Source organism: Pseudomonas sp. LBUM1660, assembly GCF_059695935.1.
Window position 1 is genome coordinate 4,110,375 of sequence record NZ_CP166795.1, and the last position, 23,910, is coordinate 4,134,284.

Annotated in this window: 26 protein-coding genes, 4 tRNA genes and 1 pseudogene; 10 read left to right on the plus strand and 21 right to left on the minus strand. The window is 58.4% G+C overall.

Features of this window, described 5'->3' with window-relative positions; translation table 11 throughout:
* Nucleotides 1–74 precede the first annotated feature (74 nt).
* The 5 genes from tig to ACA068_RS19250 all read right to left on the minus strand — a co-directional run bounded on the left by tig (nucleotide 75) and on the right by ACA068_RS19250 (nucleotide 2,268).
* Nucleotides 75–1,385: a trigger factor gene (tig, locus tag ACA068_RS19230; RefSeq protein WP_497294841.1), complete on the minus strand. Its 1,311-nt coding sequence runs from the start codon at nucleotides 1,383–1,385 to the stop codon at nucleotides 75–77.
* 403 nt (nucleotides 1,386–1,788) lie between these two features.
* A tRNA-His gene (locus tag ACA068_RS19235) sits at nucleotides 1,789–1,864 on the minus strand.
* A gap of 78 nt (nucleotides 1,865–1,942) precedes the next feature.
* Nucleotides 1,943–2,027: transfer RNA gene (locus tag ACA068_RS19240), tRNA-Leu, on the minus strand.
* Nucleotides 2,028–2,083: 56 nt separating this feature from the next.
* Nucleotides 2,084–2,159: transfer RNA gene (locus ACA068_RS19245), tRNA-His, on the minus strand.
* A 32-nt stretch (nucleotides 2,160–2,191) separates the two neighbouring features.
* Nucleotides 2,192–2,268, minus strand: a tRNA-Arg gene (locus tag ACA068_RS19250).
* Nucleotides 2,269–2,543: 275 nt separating this feature from the next.
* On the opposite strand from ACA068_RS19250, the gene folD reads away from it, so the two are divergent.
* A complete protein-coding gene (gene folD / locus ACA068_RS19255) occupies nucleotides 2,544–3,398 on the plus strand; it encodes a bifunctional methylenetetrahydrofolate dehydrogenase/methenyltetrahydrofolate cyclohydrolase FolD (RefSeq protein WP_403104728.1) in 855 nt (284 codons plus the stop codon).
* 236 nt (nucleotides 3,399–3,634) lie between these two features.
* On the plus strand, nucleotides 3,635–4,573 hold the full coding sequence (gene pbpG, locus ACA068_RS19260) for a D-alanyl-D-alanine endopeptidase (protein WP_497303997.1): 939 nt from the start codon (nucleotides 3,635–3,637) through the stop codon (nucleotides 4,571–4,573).
* A 54-nt stretch (nucleotides 4,574–4,627) separates the two neighbouring features.
* On the opposite strand, the gene ACA068_RS19265 is transcribed toward pbpG, so the two are convergent.
* The 5 genes and pseudogenes from ACA068_RS19265 to ACA068_RS19285 all read right to left on the minus strand — a co-directional run bounded on the left by ACA068_RS19265 (nucleotide 4,628) and on the right by ACA068_RS19285 (nucleotide 7,319).
* Complete coding sequence (locus ACA068_RS19265) at nucleotides 4,628–4,843, minus strand: hypothetical protein (RefSeq protein ID WP_403104733.1); 216 nt, start codon at nucleotides 4,841–4,843, stop codon at nucleotides 4,628–4,630.
* Nucleotides 4,844–4,860: 17 nt separating this feature from the next.
* A complete protein-coding gene (locus ACA068_RS19270; protein ID WP_497303998.1) occupies nucleotides 4,861–5,067 on the minus strand; it encodes a DUF6021 family protein in 207 nt (68 codons plus the stop codon).
* Between the two features lie 93 nt (nucleotides 5,068–5,160).
* Nucleotides 5,161–5,888 (minus strand): annotated as a pseudogene (locus ACA068_RS19275) (cysteine peptidase family C39 domain-containing protein).
* Between the two features lie 411 nt (nucleotides 5,889–6,299).
* A complete protein-coding gene (locus ACA068_RS19280; RefSeq protein ID WP_010458689.1) occupies nucleotides 6,300–7,049 on the minus strand; it encodes a TerC family protein in 750 nt (249 codons plus the stop codon).
* Nucleotides 7,050–7,076: 27 nt separating this feature from the next.
* Nucleotides 7,077–7,319, minus strand: a complete 243-nt coding sequence (locus tag ACA068_RS19285; protein ID WP_497303999.1) for a hypothetical protein — start codon at nucleotides 7,317–7,319, stop codon at nucleotides 7,077–7,079.
* A gap of 255 nt (nucleotides 7,320–7,574) precedes the next feature.
* Here ACA068_RS19285 and nhaR point away from each other — a divergent pair, with 255 nt between their 5' ends.
* Nucleotides 7,575–8,474: a transcriptional activator NhaR gene (gene nhaR / locus ACA068_RS19290; protein WP_010458685.1), complete on the plus strand. Its 900-nt coding sequence runs from the start codon at nucleotides 7,575–7,577 to the stop codon at nucleotides 8,472–8,474.
* Nucleotides 8,475–8,477: 3 nt separating this feature from the next.
* On the opposite strand, the gene ACA068_RS19295 is transcribed toward nhaR, so the two are convergent.
* A complete protein-coding gene (locus ACA068_RS19295) occupies nucleotides 8,478–9,632 on the minus strand; it encodes an MFS transporter (RefSeq protein ID WP_497304001.1) in 1,155 nt (384 codons plus the stop codon).
* A gap of 279 nt (nucleotides 9,633–9,911) precedes the next feature.
* Here ACA068_RS19295 and sstT point away from each other — a divergent pair, with 279 nt between their 5' ends.
* Complete coding sequence (sstT, locus tag ACA068_RS19300; RefSeq protein ID WP_497304003.1) at nucleotides 9,912–11,144, plus strand: serine/threonine transporter SstT; 1,233 nt, start codon at nucleotides 9,912–9,914, stop codon at nucleotides 11,142–11,144.
* A gap of 181 nt (nucleotides 11,145–11,325) precedes the next feature.
* On the opposite strand, the gene ACA068_RS19305 is transcribed toward sstT, so the two are convergent.
* The 6 genes from ACA068_RS19305 to ACA068_RS19330 are packed head-to-tail and all read right to left on the minus strand — an operon-like array spanning nucleotide 11,326 to nucleotide 15,589.
* Entirely contained in the window at nucleotides 11,326–11,835 is a 510-nt protein-coding gene (locus tag ACA068_RS19305) for a DUF1993 domain-containing protein (RefSeq protein WP_461975026.1), read from the minus strand.
* A gap of 39 nt (nucleotides 11,836–11,874) precedes the next feature.
* Nucleotides 11,875–13,395 carry an ArnT family glycosyltransferase gene (locus ACA068_RS19310; protein WP_497304004.1) on the minus strand — a complete coding sequence of 507 codons (1,521 nt, stop codon included), beginning with the start codon at nucleotides 13,393–13,395 and terminating at the stop codon, nucleotides 11,875–11,877.
* 3 nt (nucleotides 13,396–13,398) lie between these two features.
* Nucleotides 13,399–13,677, minus strand: coding sequence for a lipid-A-disaccharide synthase N-terminal domain-containing protein (locus ACA068_RS19315; RefSeq protein ID WP_497304006.1), 279 nt, complete (start codon nucleotides 13,675–13,677; stop codon nucleotides 13,399–13,401).
* Entirely contained in the window at nucleotides 13,674–14,414 is a 741-nt protein-coding gene (locus ACA068_RS19320; RefSeq protein WP_497304008.1) for a glycosyltransferase family 2 protein, read from the minus strand. The genes ACA068_RS19315 and ACA068_RS19320 overlap by 4 nt, the downstream gene beginning before the upstream one ends.
* A 45-nt stretch (nucleotides 14,415–14,459) precedes the next feature.
* A complete protein-coding gene (locus ACA068_RS19325) occupies nucleotides 14,460–15,437 on the minus strand; it encodes an NAD-dependent epimerase (RefSeq protein ID WP_497304010.1) in 978 nt (325 codons plus the stop codon).
* The gene (locus tag ACA068_RS19330; RefSeq protein WP_497304012.1) at nucleotides 15,434–15,589 is read right to left on the minus strand and encodes a hypothetical protein; all 156 of its coding nucleotides are present in this window, start codon (nucleotides 15,587–15,589) and stop codon (nucleotides 15,434–15,436) included. Before ACA068_RS19330 ends, ACA068_RS19325 begins: the two co-directional genes overlap by 4 nt.
* Before the next feature lie 158 nt (nucleotides 15,590–15,747).
* Here ACA068_RS19330 and ACA068_RS19335 point away from each other — a divergent pair, with 158 nt between their 5' ends.
* Nucleotides 15,748–16,395 carry a YceH family protein gene (locus ACA068_RS19335; protein ID WP_497304014.1) on the plus strand — a complete coding sequence of 216 codons (648 nt, stop codon included), beginning with the start codon at nucleotides 15,748–15,750 and terminating at the stop codon, nucleotides 16,393–16,395.
* A 115-nt stretch (nucleotides 16,396–16,510) separates the two neighbouring features.
* On the opposite strand, the gene ACA068_RS19340 is transcribed toward ACA068_RS19335, so the two are convergent.
* Nucleotides 16,511–17,029, minus strand: a complete 519-nt coding sequence (locus ACA068_RS19340; RefSeq protein WP_497304016.1) for a cupin domain-containing protein — start codon at nucleotides 17,027–17,029, stop codon at nucleotides 16,511–16,513.
* Between the two features lie 243 nt (nucleotides 17,030–17,272).
* Complete coding sequence (locus ACA068_RS19345; RefSeq protein WP_497304018.1) at nucleotides 17,273–18,091, minus strand: shikimate 5-dehydrogenase; 819 nt, start codon at nucleotides 18,089–18,091, stop codon at nucleotides 17,273–17,275.
* A gap of 245 nt (nucleotides 18,092–18,336) precedes the next feature.
* On the opposite strand from ACA068_RS19345, the gene ACA068_RS19350 reads away from it, so the two are divergent.
* The 3 genes from ACA068_RS19350 to ACA068_RS19360 all read left to right on the plus strand — a co-directional run bounded on the left by ACA068_RS19350 (nucleotide 18,337) and on the right by ACA068_RS19360 (nucleotide 19,415).
* Entirely contained in the window at nucleotides 18,337–18,702 is a 366-nt protein-coding gene (locus tag ACA068_RS19350) for a hypothetical protein (RefSeq protein WP_497304020.1), read from the plus strand.
* 235 nt (nucleotides 18,703–18,937) lie between these two features.
* Complete coding sequence (locus ACA068_RS19355) at nucleotides 18,938–19,132, plus strand: hypothetical protein (RefSeq protein ID WP_003179723.1); 195 nt, start codon at nucleotides 18,938–18,940, stop codon at nucleotides 19,130–19,132.
* 100 nt (nucleotides 19,133–19,232) lie between these two features.
* Nucleotides 19,233–19,415, plus strand: coding sequence for a hypothetical protein (locus ACA068_RS19360; protein WP_497304022.1), 183 nt, complete (start codon nucleotides 19,233–19,235; stop codon nucleotides 19,413–19,415).
* On the opposite strand, the gene ACA068_RS19365 is transcribed toward ACA068_RS19360, so the two are convergent.
* Nucleotides 19,412–20,473, minus strand: a complete 1,062-nt coding sequence (locus ACA068_RS19365) for an AI-2E family transporter (protein ID WP_497304024.1) — start codon at nucleotides 20,471–20,473, stop codon at nucleotides 19,412–19,414. The two genes, ACA068_RS19360 and ACA068_RS19365, sit on opposite strands and share 4 nt — an antisense overlap.
* A 171-nt stretch (nucleotides 20,474–20,644) precedes the next feature.
* Between ACA068_RS19365 and trhP the strand changes: the two genes are divergently transcribed.
* The gene (trhP, locus tag ACA068_RS19370; protein WP_497304026.1) at nucleotides 20,645–21,967 is read left to right on the plus strand and encodes a prephenate-dependent tRNA uridine(34) hydroxylase TrhP; all 1,323 of its coding nucleotides are present in this window, start codon (nucleotides 20,645–20,647) and stop codon (nucleotides 21,965–21,967) included.
* Between the two features lie 33 nt (nucleotides 21,968–22,000).
* On the opposite strand, the gene ACA068_RS19375 is transcribed toward trhP, so the two are convergent.
* Nucleotides 22,001–22,864 carry a LysR substrate-binding domain-containing protein gene (locus tag ACA068_RS19375; RefSeq protein WP_131061944.1) on the minus strand — a complete coding sequence of 288 codons (864 nt, stop codon included), beginning with the start codon at nucleotides 22,862–22,864 and terminating at the stop codon, nucleotides 22,001–22,003.
* Nucleotides 22,865–22,960: 96 nt separating this feature from the next.
* Between ACA068_RS19375 and ACA068_RS19380 the strand changes: the two genes are divergently transcribed.
* On the plus strand, nucleotides 22,961–23,866 hold the full coding sequence (locus ACA068_RS19380) for a DMT family transporter (protein ID WP_497304028.1): 906 nt from the start codon (nucleotides 22,961–22,963) through the stop codon (nucleotides 23,864–23,866).
* The last annotated feature ends 44 nt before the right edge of the window (nucleotides 23,867–23,910 follow it).

Consider the following 23,910-nt stretch of genomic DNA (forward strand, 5'->3'; position numbering starts at 1 on the left):
ATAGTTATGTCTTGAATACGCATAAGCCAGCACGAAGGCTGGCTTATGGTGTGTGCTTCTTACCGCAAAAACGATCAGTCGGCTTGTGGAGCTTCTACCGGCTTGACTGCTTCTTCGTAAGAGACCGATTTGTCGGTCACGCTAGCTTTCTGCAGAACAGTATCCACAACTTGTTCTTCCAGCACAACCGAACGAACTTCGTTCAGTTGCTGGTCGTTCTTGTAGTACCAGGACACAACCTGCTCAGGCTCTTGGTAGGCCGAAGCCATTTCCTGAATCATTTCACGAACGCGGGCTTCGTCAGGCTTGAGGTCGAATTGCTTGACCACTTCAGCCACGATCAGACCCAGCACAACGCGGCGCTTGGCTTGTTCTTCGAACAGCTCGGCCGGCAGTTGGTCAGGCTTGATGTTGCCGCCGAATTGCTGAACAGCCTGCACGCGCAGACGGTCAACTTCGTTGGACAGCAGCGCCTTAGGCACTTCGATCGGGTTGGTGGCCAGCAGACCGTCCATTACCTGATTCTTGACCTTGGATTTGATCGCCTGACGCAGCTCGCGCTCCATGTTCTTGCGAACTTCGGTGCGGAAGCCTTCCAGGCCCGATTCCTTGATGCCGAATTGAGCGAAGAATTCTTCGTTCAGCTCTGGCAGTTTTGGCTCGGAAACAGTGTTCACGGTCACGGTGAACTCAGCGGTTTTGCCAGCCAGGTCGAGGTTCTGATAGTCCTCTGGGAAGGTCAGGTTCAGAACGCGTTCTTCGCCGGCTTTAGCGCCAACCAGACCGTCTTCGAAACCAGGGATCATGCGGCCGGAACCCAGCACCAGCTGAGTACCTTTGGCAGAACCGCCAGCGAACACTTCACCGTCAACCTTGCCAACGAAATCGATGTTCAACTGATCATCGTTCTGAGCAGCGCGATCGGCCACTTCGAAACGGGTGTTCTGCTTGCGCAGCACGTCCAGCATCTTGTCCAGATCGGCGTCAGCCACGTCAGCGCTCAGGCGCTCTACGGTGATGCCGTCGAAGCCAGCAACGGTGAACTCAGGGAACACTTCGAAAACTGCAACGTATTCCAGATCTTTGCCAGCTTCCATCGATTTAGGCTCGATCGAAGGGGCGCCAGCCGGGTTCAGCTTTTGCTCGACAACAGCTTCGTAGAACGAAGACTGGATCACATCGCCTACAGCTTCCTGACGCGCATCAGCACCGAAACGGCGCTTGATTTCGCTCATTGGCACTTTGCCTGGACGGAAGCCAGCAATCTTGGCCTTTTGGGCAGTCTGCTGCAGACGCTTGTTGACCTGAGTCTCGATGCGCTCAGCCGGCACGGTGATGCTCATGCGGCGCTCAAGAGCAGAAGTATTTTCAACAGAAACTTGCATGGATATTCCTCGTTGCACAGACGTTAGCCGGCCGTTTCCGACCCCAGAATCAAGGGCATGCATTCTAGTGGGTCAAACTCAAGAAGTCACCCTACTGAAAACGGGTAAAAAAGCAGCAGGCAATTTATAGGCGGGGACAAAACGGTTGTGCCTCGCCCTGTTAGCAAATACAGCCAGTCACGCCAGGGCTCTGCACCCATCCTTCTATATATAGAAGAAGTTGCCAATCATCTCCCTGACAGCCGGTCTTGCGAGCAAGGCCGGCGGGCGGCGCGGCATCATCGAGAAACATAAATACGACGAAACACCCCACCCCTGCGACCCAGGACATGCAGCCGCTTTACACTCGAATCGCTAAAACAAAAAAGGCGCCAGACTGTTAAATCTGGCGCCTCTCGAAATATGGGGTGGACGAAGGGGATCGAACCCTCGACAACGGGAGTCACAATCCCGTGCTCTACCAACTGAGCTACGCCCACCATATTGCCTTGCAAAGAAGCCAATCAACTCCCTCGCTGCGCCCCAACCAGGCCAACCGGCTTGAGTGAAGCTTTATTTGGTGCGGATGAAGAGACTCGAACTCTTACACCTTGCGGCGCTGGAACCTAAATCCAGTGTGTCTACCAATTCCACCACATCCGCGTTTGAAGCTGTTAAAGCAAAGGCGCCAGACTGTTAATCTGGCGCCTTTCGAAATATGGGGTGGACGAAGGGGATCGAACCCTCGACAACGGGAGTCACAATCCCGTGCTCTACCAACTGAGCTACGCCCACCATATTGCGCTACTTGTGCCAAAGCTGCCTAATGGCGCACCCGGCAGGACTCGAACCTGCGACCATCCGCTTAGAAGGCGGATGCTCTATCCAGCTGAGCTACGGGCGCCTTATTAATCTGTACTCTTGGAGGACTACAAACTAAGAGCTTTCCAGTCTCGCAGAACCGTAATTCCGCTTGACCTTCTCATCCAGTGCTAGGCTGTGCCCGACAAGTGCGACGAATAGTATAGAGCGCCCCGAAGGTCGTCAAATCCTTTTTATAAAAAATTCATTTAATTAAAGGGCTTAGAGGAATTTGCTGACCAAGCGCCTTTGCCCTCACCTCATGACATGCGAGAATGCGTTCTCTTTTTTTCCCCTCTCGATGGTTAATCACGCGCAATGACTGCACAACTAATCGACGGCAAATCGATCGCCGCCAGCCTGCGCCAGCAGATCGCCAAACGAGTCACCGAGCGTCGCGAGCAAGGCCTGCGCACACCGGGCCTCGCGGTGATCCTGGTCGGCAGCGATCCTGCCTCTCAGGTTTATGTCTCGCACAAGCGTAAAGACTGTGAAGAGGTCGGCTTCATTTCCCAAGCCTACGACCTGCCTTCCGAAACCACTCAAGAAGCACTGACCGATCTGATCGATCGCCTGAACGACGACCCGGCAATTGACGGCGTTCTGCTTCAGCTTCCTTTACCTGAACACCTGGACGCCTCCAAATTGCTGGAGCGCATTCGTCCAGACAAAGACGTCGACGGTTTCCACCCTTATAACGTCGGCCGCCTGGCCCAGCGCATCCCGTTGCTGCGTCCGTGCACCCCGAAAGGCATCATGACCCTGCTGGAAAGCACCGGTGCCGACCTTTACGGGATGGACGCCGTGGTCGTCGGAGCCTCCAACATTGTTGGCCGCCCGATGGCGATGGAATTGCTGCTCGCCGGTTGCACCGTGACCGTCACCCACCGCTTCACCAAGGATCTGGCCGGCCACGTCGGCCGTGCCGACCTGGTCGTCGTCGCCGCCGGCAAGCCGGGCCTGGTCAAAGGTGAGTGGATCAAGGAAGGCGCGATCGTGATCGACGTCGGCATCAATCGCCAGGAAGACGGCAAACTGGTCGGTGACGTGATCTACGAAACCGCCCTGCCCCGCGCCGGCTGGATCACGCCGGTACCGGGTGGTGTCGGCCCGATGACGCGTGCCTGCCTGCTGGAAAACACGCTGTACGCGGCAGAAACACTGCACAGCTGAGTGCCCGCTTCGACATTAGCGATGAACAAAAGAACCCCGCCAATGGCGGGGTTCTTTTTGTCTGAAGTAAAAGATCGACCATCCGCCGGAAAATGACTTTTTTTTCACGTTTCCAAGGACTTTCACCCCCTCCCTGAACAACCATCGACAGTTATTCAGCCATACTCCAGAATGTCGCGCTTTTACGAAATAGCCCGTTACATAACGGCTTATCAACACCTTATGAGTCTGCCAGCGTGAAAATCCGTCTTTCCATCCTGAGCCTATTTTTTGCATTTACAGGGACGTTAATCACGCCAACGGTCAATGCCGCTGAAACCACCGCGGCACCCCGAGACACGAAACAGCTCAAGCTCGCTTCCGGCAGCTCTTTGCTGCTGGATATGCAGACCAACAAAGTCATTTATGCCAGCAACCCCGATGTCGTTGTCCCTATCGCCTCGGTCAGCAAATTGATGACCGGTCTGGTTGTGGTCGAAGCCAGGCAGAACATGGACGAGTACATCAATATCAACATCAGCGACACGCCAGAAATGAAAGGCGTGTTTTCCCGGGTGAAACTCAAAAGCGAATTGCCGCGCAGGGAAATGCTGTTGATCGCCTTGATGTCCTCGGAAAACCGTGCCGCCGCGAGCCTGGCCCATCACTATCCGGGTGGCTACGTCGCATTCATTGCTGCGATGAACGCCAAGGCCAAGGCATTGGGCATGACCAGCACCCACTTCGTCGAGCCGACGGGCCTCTCCCCTCGAAACGTCTCCACGGCCCGTGACCTGAGTAAATTGCTGATCGCCGCCCACAAATACCCGTTGTTGACCGAGTTGAGCACCACCAAGGAAAAAACCGTCACGTTCCGCAAACCCAACTACAGCCTGGGTTTCCGCAACACCGATCATTTGGTCCGCAAGCCGAACTGGGACATCAAGCTGACCAAGACCGGGTTCACCAACGAAGCCGGTCACTGCCTGGTATTGGTGACCAGCATGGGCAATCGCCAGGTGGCGCTGGTGATCCTCGACGCCTTCGGCAAGTACACGCATTTTGCCGATGCCACCCGCATTCGCAGCTGGGTGGAAACCGGCAAAGGCGCAGACGTGCCGTCGGTAGCCTTGCAGTACAAGTCGGACAAGAACCTCAAGCACCGTCAGAGCGGTGTTGTCGAAGCTTCAAAGTAAGTCAGCGACTGCAAAAACAAAGCCCCGATTATTCGGGGCTTTTTTCGTCTGGCATTAATCGTTGGGCAAAGGCATTTGATCATCATCGGGAATGCCATCCCCAGCGCTTGGATCTTTCATGCCATGGGGATGCTCCGTGGGCACCACCATCGGACGCGCCAAAGGATCCCTTAGCGGATCATTCGGATCCATCACCGGATCAATGCCCTCTTCGGGCGTTGTGGGGACACTGTCCGGACGTTTGTCGTTGAAACTAGAATCAGTAGACATACGCACCTCACCAGAGGCTAGGGTTTCAGATCAGCGAGTGGGTCGTAAGGCTTCGCTGGAGTCTTGCCCTCCTCGCCCGGCTTGATATCTCGGGGCGCCTTGGCAGGACCGATGGGATCGACCTGAGGATCGGCAAGGTCCGGCGAATCGGGATCGAAACCCAACTCATTGCCCGAAGAATGCTCAGACGAATGCGGGCCGGAGGGGGTATTTGAATGTGCCATGGGCGCCTCCCTGGATGTGGCCCGGAGAAATCCGGGCCTTACACATCAGAGGCCAAGCATGCACGGCGGTGCCATGCAGATGACGAACGGAGCTTACTGAGCGGTCAGCGCCTTCTTCGCACGTGCAGCGGCCTGTTCCTGACCGGCCTGGCCAAGATCGCTCGCCGCCTTCAGCCAGCGCTGCTGATCGACGTTGGCAGGTATCTGATTGGGCTTCTGAATCAATACGGCCCAGCCGCCGGCATCCTTGAAAGAGGACTCAAACGAACTGAAGCTCATCAAATTCCGGCGATTCATGCCGGCGCGCAGCAACACCGTCTGCTTCTGGCGATTGTAACCGGCGAGAATGGCGTAACGCGGTTCAGCCCAGAGCGCCGTGCCTTCAGTGAAGCGCACCATCACCGGATAGCCGGCTGCAACCTGGGTCAACAGCGCTGGCAAATGGCTGTCGAGGGGATACACCACCATCCCGTACTCACGAGCAAGGTTTTGCATGTTCTGCTGCAACTGAGCTTCTGCGCCCGGCAAGTGCAGGGGTTTTTCAAGCAGCCCGGGCGTAATCACGACGCCCTGCTGTGCCAGCATGCTGGCCAGTACCTGTGGTCCGCTCTGATAGTCCTGGCCACGGTAGAACGTGCCGCTGAGTTCGACACGTTCCGGCAGCCGCTTGATCTCCGGTGCCACACTCCCCGCGCATCCTGCCAAACCTGCAACGCAGCCGACAATCAGCGCCGCCGTTCGAATTCGAGAAAATACCCGCACGATCATCACTCTCTTGTTCAGACGCCAGGCAACACGCTCCCGGCTTGGCCGTCGATCATAGGACGCCACGCGACGCCGGTATAGCCTTAACCCACAGTTGAACGCATTCGATAGAGCGAACGGGTTGATGACAGCCGACCTTTGGTCAATAGCCTGAAACACAGCAGCGACTAGACTGTCATTTGCGAAGAGTGTGCGCCCGAGGCAGGGCAAAGAGGAGGCACTGATGAGCCTGACAATGACAATCGTGATGTTGATTTCCGGCTGGCTGGCCGTGGCCGCCGCCATGCTGTGGGGCGTTTTGCGGATCACCCGTCGGCACCATCACCACCCCGCTCAATCGTCGCCTGTGGCGAACACTGATAAACCACCGGTACGTCACGCAACCGCGCACTGATCCTTTCGGATTCGCAAATAAAAACGGCCGCCTGGGCTCTTTCGAGCGCAGGCGGCCGTTTCGTTCTTGCGGGTTAAGCTTCAGCCGCTATTTTCTTCTGCTTGGCCCGACGCGACATCATGTTCAAGCCCTCGATGGTCGCCGAGAAGGCCATGGCCGCATAGACGTAGCCCTTAGGCACATGAGCACCGAAACCTTCAGCGATCAGCGTCATGCCGATCATGATCAGGAAGCCCAGCGCCAGCATCACCACGGTCGGGTTGTCGTTGATGAACTTGGCCAGAGGGTCAGCCGCCAGCAACATCACCAGCACCGACACCACCACGGCGATAATCATGATCGGCAAATGCTCGGTCATGCCGACAGCGGTGATGATGCTGTCGATGGAGAACACCATGTCCAGCATCAGGATCTGACCGATCGCAGCAGCAAAGCCCAAGGTCACGGTCGAGGTCGCCGACATCGGATCATCCGGTGCCGGGTCCATGCTGTGATGGATCTCGGTAGTCGCCTTCCACAACAGGAACAGGCCACCGGCAATCAGGATCATGTCCTTCCAGGAGAACGCGTGGCCGAGAATATCGATCACCGGCTCAGTCAACTGGACGATAAAGGCGATGGTGCTCAGCAGGCCCAGTCGCAGGATCAGCGCCATGCCAATACCGATGCGGCGTGCTTTCTGCCGATGCTGCTCGGGCAGCTTGTTGGTGAGGATCGAGATGAAGATCAGGTTATCGATGCCGAGCACGATCTCCATCACGATCAACGTGGCCAGGGCGACCCAGGCGGTGGGGCTTGCAGCTAGTTCTAAAAGGTATTCCATGGGTCAGTCCTGACTCGTTTGAACGGTTTAGATTTCCTGGGACGAAGATTCGGTTTTCTGCTTGTCTTCGCCCGATGATTCTTTCTTGCTGATCAGGCCGCCGGTGGCATCACTGATCGCCTCTTCGGCGGCTTTGTGGGTGTCATCGATCGCCTGTTTGGCGGTTTCGGCGGCCTTGCCCATCAATTGCTGAGCGCTTTTCTCGGCCTGGTCGCAACCGGCCAATACCAGTAAAGACGCAATCAGCAGTGCCGTGGTTTTAAGCTTCATGATGTTTTCCTCGATAGAACAAAACGGGCCGAAACGATGGCCCGTTGATAGCGAGGCATTCTAGGGAGGCAAACACTTCATGAAAATTCGTATTTTTAGCGGTTATACTTCGGTTTTTACGAATCCAGGATTAATTGTAGGAGCGAGGCTTGCCCGCGAAGAACGATGACGCGGTCCTTCAGGAAGACCGCGTCATCGTTCTTCGCGGGCAAGCCTCGCTCGTACAGGGGATGTGTACCAGGGGATATAGACAGCATGTTGAATTATCGGCAATTGCATTACTTCTGGGTGGTGGCCAAGACCGGCAGCATTGTGCGCGCTTGCGAGCAACTGAACCTGACGCCCCAGACCATCAGCGGGCAGATTTCCCTGCTCGAACAAACCTATGGCATCGAGCTGTTCCGACGCGTCGGTCGGCAGCTTGAGCTGACGGAGGCCGGGCGTCAAACCCTGCCCTACGCCGAGCAGATGTTTCAGCTGGGCGGCGAATTGGAGTTGATGCTGCGGGCACAGCCCAACGAACAGCAGATCCTGTTTAGGGTAGGCGTCGCCGATGTGGTGCCCAAATCCATCGTCTATCGCCTGATCGCGCCGACCATGGAATTGAGCGAACCGCTGCGCATTACCTGTCGTGAAGACAAACTCGAACGTTTGCTCGCCGACCTGGCGATCCAGCGTCTGGACCTGGTGATCTCCGACAGCCCGATGCCCTCGCACCTGGACATCAAGGGTTACAGCCAAAAACTCGGTGAATGCGGGATCAGCTTCTTCGCCACCGCCGAGCTGGCGGCGCAGTATGGCCAGGATTTTCCCCGCAGCCTGCACGGCGCACCGCTATTGATTCCCGGACCGGAAACGGTGGTACGCAGTCGCTTGCAGCGCTGGTTTGCCGAGCAGCAGATCCAGCCGCGCATTGTCGGTGAGTTCGACGACAGCGCGCTGATGCAGGCTTTCGGTCAATCGGGCAGCGGGATTTTCATCGGACCGAGCGTGATTGCCGACGAAGTGAAACGCCAATACGGCGTGGAGTTGATTGGCCAGACCGACGCTGTGACGGAGTCGTTCTACGCCATTTCAGTGGAACGCAAGGTCAAGCACCCCGGCATTGTGGCGATTACCGAAGGTGCCCGACGCGAGCTGTTCACCGAGCTGTGAAGGTCAGGCGCAGATTTCGCGAGGTTTCATGGTCATCAGCGCCATGGCCAGGAGAATCGAAACCAGGATAAACGCGGCGGCCGCAAAACCCAGCCCACCCAGGCCAACGCTGTCGATCACGCGTCCGCCAACCATCGCACCCAGGCCGATCCCGAGGTTGGCCCCGGCGATGTTCAGCGACGCGGCAAACGCCGGCGCCTCGGGTGCAGCCTTCATCAAGCGCACATGGCTGACCAGGAACAACGCGGCCTGGGTCACGCCCCAGATCCCCATCGCCGCCGCCAGACCCAGTGGCGAATGAATGTTCGGCACCAACGCCACCATGCCCGCGATCATGAACGCGCAGAACATCATCGAAGCCATCAGCGGATGACGATCCACCGCGCGGCCGCCCAATGAGTTGCCGATCAGACCGACCGCACCGAATCCCATCAGGCACCAGCCGACCACCGTGCCGTTGAAACCGGCGAGGCGTTCGAGGATATCCGCCAAGTAGGTGTAAGCGGTGAACATGCCGCTGAATACCAGGATCGACAGCAGCACATGGCCCAGCATCAACGGGCTACGGAGAATCTTGAACTGCGACCGGAAGCTCACCTGATGCTGATGCAGGTTGGTTTTCGGCAGGTAGATAAACAGCAGCAACGCCTTGGCAAACGCGATCACCGCCAGAATGCCGAAGGCACTGCGCCAGCCGAACGCATCGGAAATCAGCGTGCCCACCGGAATGCCGAACACCGTGGCGCAGACAATGCCGAAACCAATCTTGGCGATCGCCCGCCCGGCGTAATCCGGCCCGACAATGTCCACGGCGGTTTCACTGGCCAGCGCCCAGAACACCGGCAGCCCCAGCGCCGGGATCAGCCGGGCAATGGACATCACCCAGATGTTCGGCGCAAACGCCGCGAGGGTGTTGGCCAGGCCGAACATAATCAGCACCGAGATGAACAGCTTGCGCCGCTCGAACCTTGCGAAGTACGCGGTCAGGAACGGCCCGAACGCAGCAACGGTAAAGGCGAACAAGGTCACCAGCAAACCCGCTTGGGGAACGCTGACGTCCAGGTCTCGGGCAATCGCCGGCAACAGGCCGACGATGATGAATTCCGTGGTCAGCACCGTGAAACCGGCGGCCGACAACAGAAGGATGGGCAACAGCATGCAGAACTCCAGAAAACGACGACACCAGCGATAGCCCGAAGGCCCACTGGCATGACTTGAAAATGAGGATGCGCAATCTTAACAGAGTGTTTCCGATCAGGGTTGCACGAACCTGCCGATCTCGTTGATCGCGCGGGCGGCAGATCGTCACAGGTCTGAAGGATAAAGACCACGCTGTGATAAAGTCCGCGCCCTGCGATACGTACACCCTGTTCATCGGCCATTCGCTGGCATTGATGTCGCGACACCCCCGCACCTAATAATCAGAGATGCCGTTTTATGACTGCTCCATCCCCCTCGCTATTGCAACGTTTGAAAAGCCTGAGCCTGGTCTCGCAAATCATCATCGGCCTGATCGCCGGGATTGCCCTGGCGCTGATCGCGCCGGACGCGGCGAAGTCCACAGCGTTCATCGGTAAGGTCTTCGTCTCGGCACTGAAAGCCGTCGCGCCGATTCTGGTGTTCGTGCTGGTCATGGCCTCGATCGCCAACCACAAGCACGGCCAGGAAACCCACATCCGTCCGATTCTGTTTTTGTACCTGCTGGGTACGTTTGCCGCGGCGGTGGTTGCGGTTGTTGCCAGCATGATGTTTCCGTCAAGTCTGGTGCTGTCCACCCATGACGTTGCCGTGACTGCGCCGGGCGGCATCAGCGAAGTGTTGCAAAGCCTGCTGCTGAGCGTGGTCGATAATCCGGTCAGTGCGCTGATGAACGCCAACTTCATCGGCATTCTGGCCTGGGCGATCGGCATGGGCATTGCGATTCGCCATGCCGGTGACACAACTCGCGAGGTACTCGGCGACCTGTCCAATGGCGTGACCCTGATCGTGCGCCTGGTGATTCGTTTCGCACCGCTGGGGATCTTCGGCCTCGTCGCGTCGACCCTGGCCACCTCCGGCTTCGGTGCACTGATCGGCTATGTGCATCTGCTGGCCGTGCTGCTGGGCTGCATGTTGTTTGTGGCGCTGGTGATGAACCCGGTGATTGTGTTCTGGAAACTGCGTCGCAACCCGTATCCGTTGGTGCTGACCTGCCTGCGGGAAAGCGGCATCACCGCGTTCTTCACCCGCAGTTCGGCGGCGAACATTCCGGTCAACCTGGAATTGAGCAAGCGCCTGGGCCTGCATGAAGACACGTATTCGGTATCGATCCCGCTGGGCGCCACCATTAATATGGCCGGCGCGGCGATCACCATCACCGTGCTGACCTTGGCGGCCGTGCATACCTTGGGCATCGCCGTGGACATTCCGACGGCCATTCTGCTCAGTGTGGTGGCGGCGATTTGTGCGTGTGGCGCTTCGGGCGTGGCCGGCGGTTCGTTATTGCTGATTCCTCTGGCGTGCAGCCTGTTCGGCATTCCGAGTGAAATCGCCATGCAGGTGGTGGCGGTGGGTTTCATTATTGGTGTGTTGCAGGATTCTGCAGAGACTGCGTTGAACTCGTCTACGGACGTGCTGTTCACCGCCGCGGCGTGCCTCGGTGAAGAAGCGAAAGCAGAACGTCTGGCGTAACACCGCCCCTTGTAGGAGCCAGGCTTGCCGGCGAAGGCGATCTCAATGACGCCTTCGCAGGCAAACCTGGCTCCTACAGGTTTGGCGTGAGCCGCCAAGCACGATATCCCCTGATCCGTAGAGTCAAACAAAAAGCCCGCCAAGGCTTGCACCTTGGCGGGCTTTTTTGTGCGCGGGCGGTTTAGAACGCGCCCATGTAGTCGCGCTTGCCCACTTCCACGCCGTTGTGACGCAGCAGTGCGTAAGCGGTGGTGACGTGGAAGAAGAACTGCGGCAGGCCGTAGGTCAGCAAGTAAGCCTGGCCACTGAAGCGCTTCTCTTTAGGGGTGCCTGGACGCGTCACGATCTCAATGCCTTCCTTGCCATCGATCTGCTCAGGCTTGATCTCGCCGATGTAAGCCAGAACCTTGGCGATCAAGGCTTGCAGTTCAGCGAAGGTGGTTTCGGTGTCGTCGTACTTCGGCACTTCGATCTCGGCCAGGCGCGAGGAAACGCCTTTGGCGAAATCAACGGCGATCTGCACCTGACGCACCAGCGGGAACATGTCCGGGTACAGGCGGGCTTGCAGGAATGCATTGGGGTCGATGTTCTTGGCGGTGGCGTGGGCTTCGGCCTTGTTCAGAACGTCGCTCAGGGCGTTGAGCATTTGTTTGAAAACAGGAACGGAAGCGGCATACAGGGAAATGGTCATGACAGTCTCGTGTGGTGACAGGAGGGAAACGTGGGGCGATTATAGCGATGCGCGGTCCCAGGTGAAGCGATAGATAGTGGCGGGCGGGCCAGGATGACAACGACCGTTATCGGCATCGGCTCCGACGATCGACCACTGCGCACGCGAGGTCTGACCCAGTTCATGGGCAGCCTGGGGATTGAAGCACTGGCTGAGCAGTTCATCCGGCACCAACGCGTATGACTGACGGTGTTCGCGCAACCATTGCGCCGCCTGCTCGACCGTTGACCGGGTCATTCCGAAATGAACGATCGGCTGTTGGGCAAACAACCAATGGCCCTCGCGCCAGTTGACCAACACCAGGTCCGCGCCTTGGGTCATCTGCGCTGCTTGCACCATCAGTGCCTTGTGAGGATTGGGTCCGTCCTTGACCGGCTCGATAAAACCGCGGGCGAACCACAGCGTGAACCAGGCCACGGCCACCACCTGAAATACCCGCCACCCCCGCGGGCACTGGCTGAACCAGCGCTTGAACAGCCACGGAATCAGCGGCGCAGCGATCAGCACCAGCCCCGGCAGCGCCGGATAGATGTACAGCTTGCGCTTGCCGCTGCTCAGGCAGAAAAACAGCACGACCAGCACGACCCACCCCAGCAACACCAGCACTCGTCCGTCGCGCTTGCGCAGTTGCCGGCGCCAGGCGGGCACCAGCCATGGCAACGCGAGCACCAGCGGCAGCCAATATTGCGGGATGACGTTGACGAAGAAATACCAGAACGGTTCTCTATGATCCCAGGCTGCCGCATAGCGCGCCGCCGTCTGGCGCAGAAGAATTTCCCGCGCATAGGCGACTTCGTCAGTGGCGCCATTGAATACGATGGACACCGCCAGGGGCAGCAACCAGATCGCGATGGCGCCAAGCACCACCAAAAAACCCAGGCACCACTTGCGCGCCGCGCCCGGCATGGCCACCACACCGGGCCAGCCTTTGCGCACGGCGTAGGCATACGGAATCAACATCAATGCCGGGACGAAGCCGACCCCTTTGGTGATCACACCAATCCCCATGGCCGCGCACCCAACGTAAAACCAACGCCAGGCCGGCCCAAGTAGCAGATGACGCACCAGGCCGTACAGCCCAAGCGAGGTAAACAGAATCAGAAAGCTGTCGATCTGACCGGTCCGCAAAATGCTGTACGTCTGATACGTCGCCAGGTACAGGAGCGCTGCCGTCCGACCGGCACGCTGATTCCATAGCCTTCGGCCCAAGTCGTAGAGCATGGCCGTGACCGATGTGGCAGACAAAAGCCCCGGAATATAAAGGGCAAGGGCGGGCATCCCGGTGATCCAGGTGAAAAACGCCACCGTCCACATGAAAATCGGTGGTTTATCGCCGTAGATTTCGGCGGCTCGGTGCGGAATCAACCAAGAACCGTTGTGCAGCATCTCCAGCGCAACGCCGAGGAATCGCTCCTCATCGACATTCTGCGGCTGACGCAGGCCGAGTCCTGCGCCGACCAGTAAAAGAGCAAGCAACATCAGTCCCAGACATTCAACGCTGGGTGACAGGGTTCGGCGCACGGGTCAGTCCTTCAAGGTTTTGCTGCGGGAAATCAATTGCAGGTTGCGCAAGTAAACGATGGAGCCGAACGCCTGACCGGCGATGAACACCGGATCCTGTCGGTAAATGGCATAAGCGAACAACAGCGCACTGCCGACGATGCTCAGATACCAGAAGCTCACCGGTATCACGCTGCGTTTTTTGTATTCGCTGTACAGCCACTGCAGGACAAAGCGTCCGGTAAAGGCGATCTGGCCACTGAATCCGACCACCAGCCACAGGGTCTCGCGGGACAGGTTCATCCTTCCATCTCCTGCGCACGGCTGTTCAGTCGCGTGCGCTTGATCAGCCACCAGACGCCGACCAGATCGAGAATTCCCACCAGGGCGCGGTCGATGTTGCCGTATTTGGAGACCCCGGCCGTGCGCGGTCGATGATTGACCGGGTGGGTGATCATGCGGCCGTTGTGGCGCTGGATCAGCGCAGGAATGAAGCGGTGCATATGGTCGAAGTACGGCAAGCGCAGAAACGCGGCCCGCTGGATCAGTTTCAACCCGCAACCCGTGTCGGGTGTCTGATCCTTGAGCATGCGGCTGCGCAGCCCATTGGCAAACCGCGAGGCCCAGCGCTTGCTCGCGCTATCGCGGCGGTTGACCCGGTGCCCGGCGACCAATTGAAGGTCGACGATGCCCTGCTCACTGCGCACCAACGCCAGCATGCCAGGAATATCCGCGGGGTCGTTTTGACCGTCGCCATCGAGCGTGGCCAGCCATAGGCCCCGGGCAGCGAGCGCCGCATGGTAGAGCGAAGTGCTCTGCCCCAGCGAACGCTCATGGCGCAGGATGCGCAACGTGCTCAAACCACTGTATTTGCTGTGTCGCAGTTCCTGCAAAGTGGCGTCAGTACTGCCGTCGTCCACGACGATGATTTCATACGCCTCATCGACCAGTGCGATACGGATTTCCTCGAGCAGCGATTTGAGATTGTTCGCTTCGTTCTTTGCCGGGATCAGCACGGATACAAATATGTCTTGGTTCATAGAGGCCCCTATTACCCTGGATTTTTATGATCGAGGGCCAACATTTCATCTCTGATAAAAGTGGCGATACCACTTCACGAATTCCGCGACGCCGGTTTCAACCGTCACTTGCGGACGAAAATCGACCCACTGCGCCAATGCCGACACGTCCGCCCAGGTCTTGACCACGTCGCCCGCCTGGAGCGGCAGAAAGTTGCGCCGGGCCTGAATCCCTAACGTCGACTCAAGGCAGCCGACGAAATCCAGCAGCGCCACCGGCATGCCGCGGCCGATGTTGTAAATCCGGTTGGCACCCTCGCCAGTGCTGTCCGGCAACGGCGGTCGTGGGCGCAGGCGCGCAATGCTTTCAACGATGTCGTCGATGTAGGTGAAGTCGCGCGACATCTGGCCCTGGTTGTAGAGGTCGACTGGTTTGTCGTTGAGAATCGCGTGGGTGAATTTGAACAGCGCCATGTCGGGGCGCCCCCAAGGTCCGTAAACGGTAAAAAACCGCAGGCCGCTGGCCTTGAGTCCATACAGGTGGCAATAGCTGTGGGCCATCAGCTCATTCGCGCGTTTGCTGGCGGCATACAGCGAAATCGGGTGATCGACGGCATCTTCAACGCTAAAAGGCATTTTGCTGTTGGTGCCGTACACCGAGCTGCTCGACGCATAAATCAGATGCTTGGGGCGATAATGTCGGCAGGCTTCCAGCACATTCAGAAAACCCAGCAGGTTCGATTGCGCATATACGTCCGGGCTGTCCAGCGAGTAACGAACGCCGGCCTGGGCAGCCAGATGGATGACCTCGGTGAAACCGTGATCCTTGAACAAGGTTATCAAGGCTGGCTTGTCGACAATGTCCAGCACCTTGAAATGAAAACCGGACAAGGCGCTCAGCTCCTTGAGCCGTGCGTGTTTGAGTTCCACGCTGTAGTAGTCGTTGAGATTATCGATGCCGACCACATCAATACCTTGCTCACACAGACGCTTGGCCGTGTGAAAGCCGATGAATCCTGCGGCGCCGGTGACCAGAACGGTCATAGCGGGGCCACGCCGATGAGCGCATTATTGCGGGTCGATACCAACGTCAGCTTCATGCCTTGCTCCAGGGTGAAATCGTTAAGGCCAGTGACGTCGTCGATACGCCATGGCGTTGCGCCGGCCATGTGCGCCAGTGGTCCGCAGCCATGCACACGGTGCCCGCCAGATTGTAAAAATAGCGTTATGGTTTGATGTTGGTTTTATGACCATTTCATAGCGGGAGCGACGAATTCAGTTGCCATTGGCGCACGCCGATTTAAAGTGCATGCCGGCAGGAGAAGAATATGAAACCGGGAAAGGACGCAGAACAATGAGCATTGAGCAAGAGACGACCTTCGACGAGCCGCGCCTCAACAGCACGGAAATCCGCATTCTGGGCTCGTTGATCGAGAAGCAGGCCACCAGCCCGGAAACCTATCCGCTGACCCTCAATGCGCTGGTGATCGCCTGCAACCAGAAAACCAGTCGCGAACCGGTGATGAACCTGACACAAGGCCAGGTCGGCCAGAGCCTGCGCACCCTTGAAGGTCGCGGCTTTACCAAACTGGTGATGGGCAGCCGTGCCGATCGCTGGGAGCATAAGGTCGACAAGGCGCTGGAACTGGTGCCGGCCCAGGTGATTCTGGCGGGATTGCTGTTTCTGCGAGGCCCGCAGACGGTCAATGAACTGCTGACCCGCAGCGGCCGCATGCATGATTTTGAAGACGCCGAACAGGTGGTGCATCAACTGGAACGGTTGATTGCTCGCGGACTGGCGCTACTGATCCCCCGTCAGGCCGGGCAGCGCGAAGACCGTTATATGCATGCGCTGGGGGACCCGGCGGATATCGAAGTCATCCTCGCCGCCCGGCAAAACCCGGCCGAACGCGGTGCCGGTAGCGGCGTATCCGTAGAGCGGATCGAAGAGCTTGAAGCGCGGATTGCCGCACTCGAAGAACGCCTGGCCCGCCTCGAATAACCAACACGGTGATTTGTAGGAGCGAGGCTTGCCTGCGAAAGCGATTTTCAATTCAACGATAATGTTGGATATGGAATCGCCTTCGCGGGCAAGCCTCGCTCCTACAAAGGGAGTGCTACTCACCATCCCAGTAATCAACGCCGTCGCCCGCTCGGGCGATGGCGACGAAGCCTGAGGCATTGCCTTCGGCGTCGACCTTGAAGTCGTCCATCACCACGTATTTTCCGGAATCCGGGTACTCGCAAATCTCCGGCGATTGCTGGGTGCTGACCGCCAGGTAGCGCAGTTCGCCCTTGCTGTTGTTGATGATCTGGTGAGCGGCTTCAGGACCGCCCGGCGGGCAGGCGATCACGTCACCGGCGCGGATCGGAAAACGCTCGGCACCGAGGCGAACCTGCCCTTCCCCGGCCACGACGTAAAACATCTCCTCGTTGACCCGATGACTGTGAAACGGGCTGCCACGCATGCCTGGTTCCAGCACGTACAACCGATAACCGAGCTTTTGCGCACCCAGTTGCTGGCCGACGCAGGCCATTCTTTGCTGGTAGCGGCCGGCGGTATCACCGGTGGGCGCCAGGGCTTCGGGCAACCGTTCGAGTTCGACCTGATTCAGATTGAGAATAGGGGGATGCATGGGAACCTCGGTCACGGTTTGTTTTTTGGGACGGCAAGTCTTGGCTTGCTGGCGGGGAGTATAGGCGGGGTAATTTGCGGCAACTGAATGGGCTAGCCCTGGGGACCGAGGTGCGGCATTCGCGAGCAAGCCCGCTCCCACAGTGGATCTGCGGTGAGCACAGCGCCTGTGTTTGACGCCGATCCACTGTGGGAGCGGGCTTGCTCGCGAAGGGGCCGGTAAAGCCAACCATTATCCTGAGGATCAGCTGCGAGCAAACTCCACCGCTTTCTTGAACTGCTCATCCGTCGGCCGCACGCCGGTGTACAGGACAAACTGTTCCAGCGCCTGGATCGCGATCACTTCCAGCCCGGTAATGACGCGCTTGCCCTCGGCGCGCCCGCGCACGATAAGCGGTGTTTCCGAGGGAATCGCCACCACATCGAAGACAGTCTCGGCAGCAGCGATGGTTTCAGCGTCGAATGCGAGTTGATCGGCCTCAGGGCCGCCGCTCATGCCAATCGGCGTGACGTTGATCAACATCTGCGGACGCTGAGTGCCCAGTTCCGCCTGCCACTGATAACCCAGAGACTCAGCCAACGCCCGCCCGGCACGTTCGTTACGGGCCACGATCAAGCCGTTTTTATAGCCGCCATCGCGCAAGGCACTGGCCACGGCTTTGGCCATGCCGCCGCTGCCGCGCAGGGCAAAGGTCGACTCCTTCGGCACCTGATGGGTTTCAAGCAACTGGGCGATGGCGATGTAATCGGTGTTGTAGGCCTTGAGGTGGCCGTTGGTGTTGACGATGGTATTGATCGATTGAATAGCCGCCGCCGACGCGTCCAGCTCATCGACCAGCGCAATGCAGGCCTCCTTGAACGGCATCGACACGCCGCAGCCACGAATGCCCAGTGCACGAATGCCGCCAACGGCACCGGGAAGATCCTGACTGCTGAACGCCTTGTAGTAAAAATTCAGGCCCAACTGTTCATACAGATGATTGTGAAACCGCAGGCCGAAGTTGCCGGGACGCCCGGAAAGCGACATGCACAGCTGGGTGTCTCGGTTGGGGTTCATCTGCATGAAACATCTCCTTCATAAGCACTTTCAGATGGACGGGATTAGCCATTCCATCGTGCTCTGATCGATCATTACAGCGTGCCTGGGCAGGTTCGCCGGGCCCGTAAAGAAGCCGGTACAGACCTTACACAAAATTTACCCAGCGGCTGTGCTGAATTTCAAAAAAACGCTGTCTTAGCTGTATCCCCGCGACAATCCTTGGGTCTATTGCAGACGCAAGCGCCGGGTCGAAGAACCGAGGAATTATCATGATCCGTAAAGTCCCCACAGTTGCCTTGCTGCTCGGTGCTCTTGCTATCACAGGGCAGGCAGAGGCTGGCGGCGGTCACGGTTGGCAGGGTCCAGCGGTATTTGGCGCGATCGTTGGTTCGGCAATCGTCGGCTCGGCCATCATCAACAGCAACCGGCCGGTCTATGTGCAGCAACCGGTTTACGCCCAGCCACAGCCGGTTTATGTGCAACAACCGCCACCGGTTTATTACCAGCCTGCACCGGTCTACGTGCAGCAACCGGTCTACTACGGGCCACCGCCGGTTTACTACGGCCCGCCACGTGGTTATTACGGTCCACCGCGCGGTTACTACGGCCCTCCCCACGGTTATGGCCGCTGGTAACAGATTCAACAGGCCCTGCCTTATCAGCGGGGCTTTTTTTTGACCGTTCGTCGGCAAAGGTCTGGAAAAATCGCATCAAGGTCGCTGTCGGGACAGTGTCGCCGGCTCAAGTTGGCAAGATTGACTCGACCGCCCTTCCCCCTTCTTGGGCAAAACGGTCATATTTATGTCACGCCAGGTCCGCAAGCTTGGATCTGTCCGTAAACAACAGGTTGATAAAAACAAGGACGACCTCATGCCCACGCAAAACCCGCACCGCATTGTCGGCTTGTGCACTTCCAGCAAGGTGTACAACGCTTTGACCGAACTCAAGCATCTGGAAGGCCATCGCAGCGCCAAGTTTCTTTCGCTGCTGGCAGAAAACCTGGTGCGCAAAGGCCTGCTCAACGAGCAGGAAGTGGTCCATATGCTTGATCTGGTGGTCGACTGAGCCCAACCCTCACTGGTGTCAATGACGACTATCGAAAGTGTTGATTGTCCGTTCGAGTGGCAGGTCCGTAAGGTAGCTCCATCGATTGATGGAGGTATTTATGTCCCAGGTTCAAATCATGTCCGTAATCGGCAGCGCCGTTCCCGCACCGCTCAGAGAGCTAGGACTGCTCGCCTGTTGGTATCTGGTGCAGGACGGCGAACCGATCAGCGGACCGCTCACTTCGCTGCCGGCCGCCAAGGCACTTTCGCAAAAAATCGGGCAGGGGCATTTCAGCGCTTAAGGCAGCTGAACCCTTGGTTTGGTTTCGATGAATATGGCCCAACTCGACATGAACAGCGCCGCGATCAGCGGGCCGATGACAAAGCCATTGAGGCCGAAAATCGCCAGGCCACCCAGGGTCGAGATGAGGATCAGATAGTCCGGCATCTTCGTGTCCTTGCCCACCAGGATTGGTCGCAGCACGTTATCCACCAGACCGATCACAAAAATCCCGAACAACAGCAGCACTACGCCCTGCCAGATCGCCCCCGTGAACAGGAAGAACGCTGCAACCGGCGCCCAGACGATTCCCGCCCCCACCGCTGGCAACAGCGATAGAAACGCCATCAATACCGCCCAGAGCAACGCGCTCGGAATCTCCAGAAACCCGAAAATCAAACCGCCCAGTGCGCCCTGTGTAATCGCCACCAGAAGGTTGCCCTTTACGGTCGCCCGAACCACGCGGTTGAACTTGAGCTGCAAGCGGCGCTTCTGGCCCTCCTGAAGCGGCACTGCCGAGCGAACTTTACGAGCCAATTCAGCGCCGTCCCGCAGGAAGAAAAATAGCAGGTAGAGCATGATGAAAAAGCCCACCACAAAATCGAACGTGCCCTGACCAAAACTAAAGACTTGCGTGGCGACAAACTCATTGCCAGTCACCGCACTCTTGATGATTTTCTCCCGTAGCCCATCCAGCTCGCCAAGCCCGGCCCGATCCAGCAATTGCTGGAAGTACGGCGGCAGGCTGTGTTTGAAATGCGTCACGTAACCCGCGATGTCCAGTTCGCCGCTTTCGATGCTCTTGTACAGCGCGGCCCCTTCCTGGACCAACAAGATACTGAGGATGATCACTGGAAGGATCGCAATCACCAGGCTGACACTCAGGGTGAGCAGCGTCGTCAGGTTGCGCGGCCAGCCGAACTTCAGTTGTATCCGGCGTTGCAACGGCGCGAACAGAATCCCGAGGATCACTGCCCAGAACACCGCGCCGTAGAACGGCAGCAAAATCCAGATAAATGCGGTGGTGACCACCCCGAGCAAGATCACCAGCGATTTGTTGTGTACCGTCTCTTCGTTCATGTCCGATCCATGTCAGTGCGCAGGAACCATGCTCTTTGTAGAGCGTTGCTGATGCTTAGTCCGCCACGGTTCGCGCGAGTGCCATCCGTTTATTCATCAAGCATAGATCCAGATCAATGAACCCCGCGTGCAAGGCGATTACCCTCGCGGACTTTTACGATCGACACTGCCATGACGCTCCTTGCTCCAGAACTGCTCGCCCCTGCCGGCACCTTGAAAAACATGCGATACGCCTTCGCCTATGGTGCCGATGCGGTCTACGCCGGCCAGCCGCGGTACAGCCTGCGGGTGCGCAACAACGAATTTGACCACGCCAACCTCGCGCTTGGCATTGGCGAGGCGCAGGGCCAAGGCAAACGCTTCTATGTGGTGGTGAACATCGCGCCGCACAACGCCAAGCTCAAGACCTTCCTCAACGACCTGGCCCCCGTAATTGCGATGGCGCCGGACGCGTTGATCATGTCCGATCCAGGCCTGATCATGTTGGTGCGCCGGCACTTCCCGCAGATGCCGATCCACCTGTCGGTGCAGGCCAACACGGTGAACTGGGCCAGTGTCGAGTTCTGGCAGCAACAGGGTTTGAGCCGGATCATCCTTTCTCGGGAACTGTCGCTGGAAGAAATCGCTGAAATCCGCCAGCAAGTCCCGGCGATGGAGCTGGAGGTGTTTGTCCACGGCGCGCTGTGCATGGCCTATTCCGGCCGCTGCCTGTTATCGGGTTACATGAACAAGCGCGACGCCAATCAGGGCAGCTGCACCAACGCCTGTCGCTGGAAATACTCGGCGACTCAGGCCACGGAAAATCAGCTCGGTGAAATCGTCCAGCAGTTTCAACCCGAGCCGACCCTGGGCATCGGCGCGCCGACCGATCAGGTATTTCTGTTGCAGGAAGCCAATCGCCCGGACGAATTGATGCCGGCCTTCGAGGACGAGCACGGCACCTACATCATGAATGCCAAGGACCTGCGCGCCGTGCAGCATGTCGGGCGACTGACACAGATGGGCGTGCACTCGCTGAAGATCGAAGGCCGGACCAAATCGCACTTCTATTGCGCACGCACCACGCAGGTCTATCGCCGCGCGATTGATGATGCCGTGGCCGGTCGCGAATTTGATCGCGGCTTGATGACGGATCTGGAGTCCCTGGCCCAGCGCGGCTACACGGAAGGTTTCCTGCGTCGGCATGTGCATGACGAATACCAGAACTATCAGCACGGCAGCTCGGTTTCAGAGCGCCAGCAGTTTGTTGGCGAGTTGACCGGTGAGCGTCGTGATCGCCTGGCGCAAGTGAAGGTAAAGAACCGTTTTAGCCTGGGCGATCACATGGAACTGATGACGCCCCAGGGTAATTTCCACTTCGATCTTCATCAGTTGCAGAACATCAAAGGTGAAGCGATCGAAGTGGCGCCAGGGGATGGGCATACGGTGTATGTGCCGATTCCGGATGCGGTGGATTTGCGGTTCGGGTTGTTGATGCGGGATGTCAGCCTGTAGATCCGTACCAAAGATCGCAGTCTGCGCCCGCGCCTACGCGAACTCCTCGCGCAACATCGCCACAAACGCTTCCCGTGCAGGGTGAACCCCAGCGTTTTCATGCCAGTAAAACAAGTTGTCGATGGCCGTCAGCTCAGGGAACTCAAACCCCGCGCACCCTGCCCCTTTGGCGTATTGGTCAAACACCCCTTTGGGCACCAATGCGACTCCGGCCCCGGCACTGACACACCCGACAATTGCCCCATAACTGGCCAGGCTGACAATCGGCAGCGCCTGCCCTTGCCGTAACAACCAATGCTCCAGCGCTGCCCGGTAAGGACAACCTTGCGGCCACATAAACACCGTCTTGTCCTGCAAATCCGCGATATCGCGTACCGGCCCCAGGGATGTCGAGGCAATCAGCAGCAGCTCTTCGCGGTACATCGGCGTGCGCTTGAGCTGCGAGCGCTCGACATCCACCGCGACGATCGCGCCGTCGAGCCGATGATTGAGCGTGTCATCGAGCAACTGGCTCCAGGTGCCTGTGGTCAACTCCAGCGCGACGCCGGGATAGCGCTTGTGAAACTTGGCCAGCAGACGCGGCAGACGACCGGTGGCCGAGGACTCGATGGCGCCGATTCGCAGCGGGCCGGACGGTTCGGCCGAAGGGTCCACGGCGCGTTTGGCTTCAACAGTCAGCGCCAGAATCTTCGAGGCGTATGACAGAAACGTCTGGCCCGCCGGGCTGATGCGCAAGCCTCGGCCCTCGCGTAGAAACAGCGCCACACCCAACTCCGCTTCCAGCGACTTGATGCGTGCCGTGATGTTCGACGGCACGCAATGCAACAGCTCCGCCGCCCGGGCGATGCTGCCAACCTCGGCAACGGTCTTGAACATGCGAATCTGCGCCAACTCCATACATCACCCAAAGTGAACAATTGATGCAGTATAAGTCAGTTGTAGCGAACGGTTAGCCTTCCGATACTCGGTGCATAAGCCCACCGGTAATCGATCATGAAGCCCTCCGCGCACGCCCTCAAAATTCTCCTGGCCATGGCGTTTGTCGTCGCCTGCTGGGGTTACTCACCGACCGGCATCCACATCGGATTGCAGGCCTATGACCCCGGTCACCTGGCGCTCCTGCGCTTTCTGATCGCGTCGGTGTTCATGGCCGTCGTCGCCGCGTTCAAAGGCATCAGTTTGCCGAAGCTTCGTGATCTGCCGCTGCTGTTCGTCCTTGGATTCTTTGCCGTGAGCCTGCACCACGTCGCCCTGAACATCGGCCAGCAAAGTGTCAGCGCAGGCGCTTCCAGTGTGTTGGCGCAATCGACGCCGTTGTTCAGCACGTTGCTGGCGCGTTTTGTGTTCAAGGACCGGGTCAGCGTCTGGCGCTGGGGGTGTGTCCTGTTGGGATTGATTGGCGTGGTGATTGTGGTGGCCGGTGATCGAGGACTGGGCAGCATTGATGCGCACGGGTTGCTGATCTTGTTGGCGGCGGTGTCGTGGAGTTTTTACTTCGCGTTGCAGAAGCATCATTCCGGGCGCTACGACGGCTTGACGCTAGTCTGTTACACGGTCTGGTCGGGGACGGCGCTGTTGCTGATTTATCTGCCGGGGTTGGCCGGCAAGGTCGCCAGCGCGCCGATGCAAGTGCAAATGGCCGTGGTTGCCTTGGGCGTGTTCCCCAGCGCCCTCGCCTACCTGGCCTGGGCGTTTGTGCTGGCCCACATCGATTTAAGTCGGGCAACCATGACGCTGTATCTGATACCGCCGACCGCCATGGCCATTGCGGCGTTTGCCCTGGGTGAACAGCCGACGTTGATGGTCGGGGTCGGCGCGGTGGTGGTGCTGATCAGTGTGCTGGCGTTGAATCTGGAGCGCCGCCCTGCGGTCATCGCGGCGCAGCCCGCCCGGCCATGACTGCACGCCATGTGCGATTAAAGAATTGCCTTGCGATGCCGACG